Annotated in this window: 1 protein-coding gene; it reads left to right on the forward strand. The window is 65.4% G+C overall.

What is annotated here, in order from left to right; translation table 11 throughout:
* Positions 1 to 250: 250 nt before the first annotated feature.
* On the forward strand, positions 251 to 1215 hold a 965-nt coding region (locus PGX04_RS21130), incomplete at its 3' end, for a PTS fructose transporter subunit IIC (RefSeq protein ID WP_273740312.1).

Raw genomic sequence — 1215 nt, forward strand, 5'->3', positions numbered from 1 at the left:
CCGTCAGGAATCGGACGCGGTCGCGCTCGGATCGGGGGTCGCCGTCGCCTCCCGCGTGGTCTCGGTGTCGGGGACGCGAGCGCCGTCGTTTACGGGACTGCGCGACGAGCGCGAGTCGATCAGCGTCTCCGCGTACTGACTGCCGCCCCGAATATCCGATCGAAACAATATTTCGAATATATTCGATCTAAAACAATCGTATTCGAAACCACTTTTGCAGCCGCTGTCGAAGGACTGCGGCAGAGATAGCATGGAAAACGATGTAGAATCACGACTCCGTGCTCACCTCCTCTCGGTCAAAGAGGACCTGATGACGGGCGTGTCGTTCATGATCCCGTTCGTGACGATCGGCGGGATCTTCCTCGCGCTCGCGTTCATGGTCGCGGAGCTTCCGGAGGCGATTCTGGGAATCCCGATGCCCGGCGCGGGAACGACCACCGAGACCGTCTTCGAGGATACGGGGACGATCCCGTGGTATCTCGCCCAGATCGGTGACCTCGGGCTAACGCTCATGATCCCCGTTCTGGGAGGGTATATCGCGTACGCAATCGCGGACAAGCCCGGACTCGCGCCCGGGTTCATCCTCTCGTGGGCGATCCAGCAGGAGGCGATCATCGAGGCCGCCGGCCTGGTCATCGGCTTCGAGGCCGACGGAGCGGTCGCCGGCTTCCTCGGGGCCATCGTCGCCGGCCTGCTCGCGGGCTACGTCGCCCGCTGGATGAAGGGCTGGTCGGTGCCGTCAGTCGTCTCGCAGATGATGCCGATCCTCGTTATCCCCGTCTTCACGACGCTGCTGCTCGCCCCGGTCGTCATCCTCGGGCTCGGGGTCCCGATCGCTATCCTCGACGACGCGCTGACGTCCGCGCTCGAGGGCATGCAGGGGTCGAACGCCCTCCTGCTCGGAGCGATCCTCGGCGGGATGATGGCGGTCGACATGGGCGGGCCGATCAACAAGGTCGCCTACGTGTTCGGAACCGTCCTCGTCGCGGACCAGATCTTCGCGCCGATGGCCGCCGTGATGATCGGCGGGATGGTCCCGCCGCTGGGCCTCGCGCTCTCGAACTTCGTCGCGCCACAGAAGTACGCCGCGGAGATGTACGAGAACGCGAAGGCGGCCGTTCCGCTCGGCCTCGCGTTCATCACGGAGGGGGCGATCCCCTACGCCGCCGCCGATCCGCTCCGGGTCATCCCGTCGGCGGTCCTCGGTAGCGCGAC

This window comes from Natrinema soli (assembly GCF_028618695.1).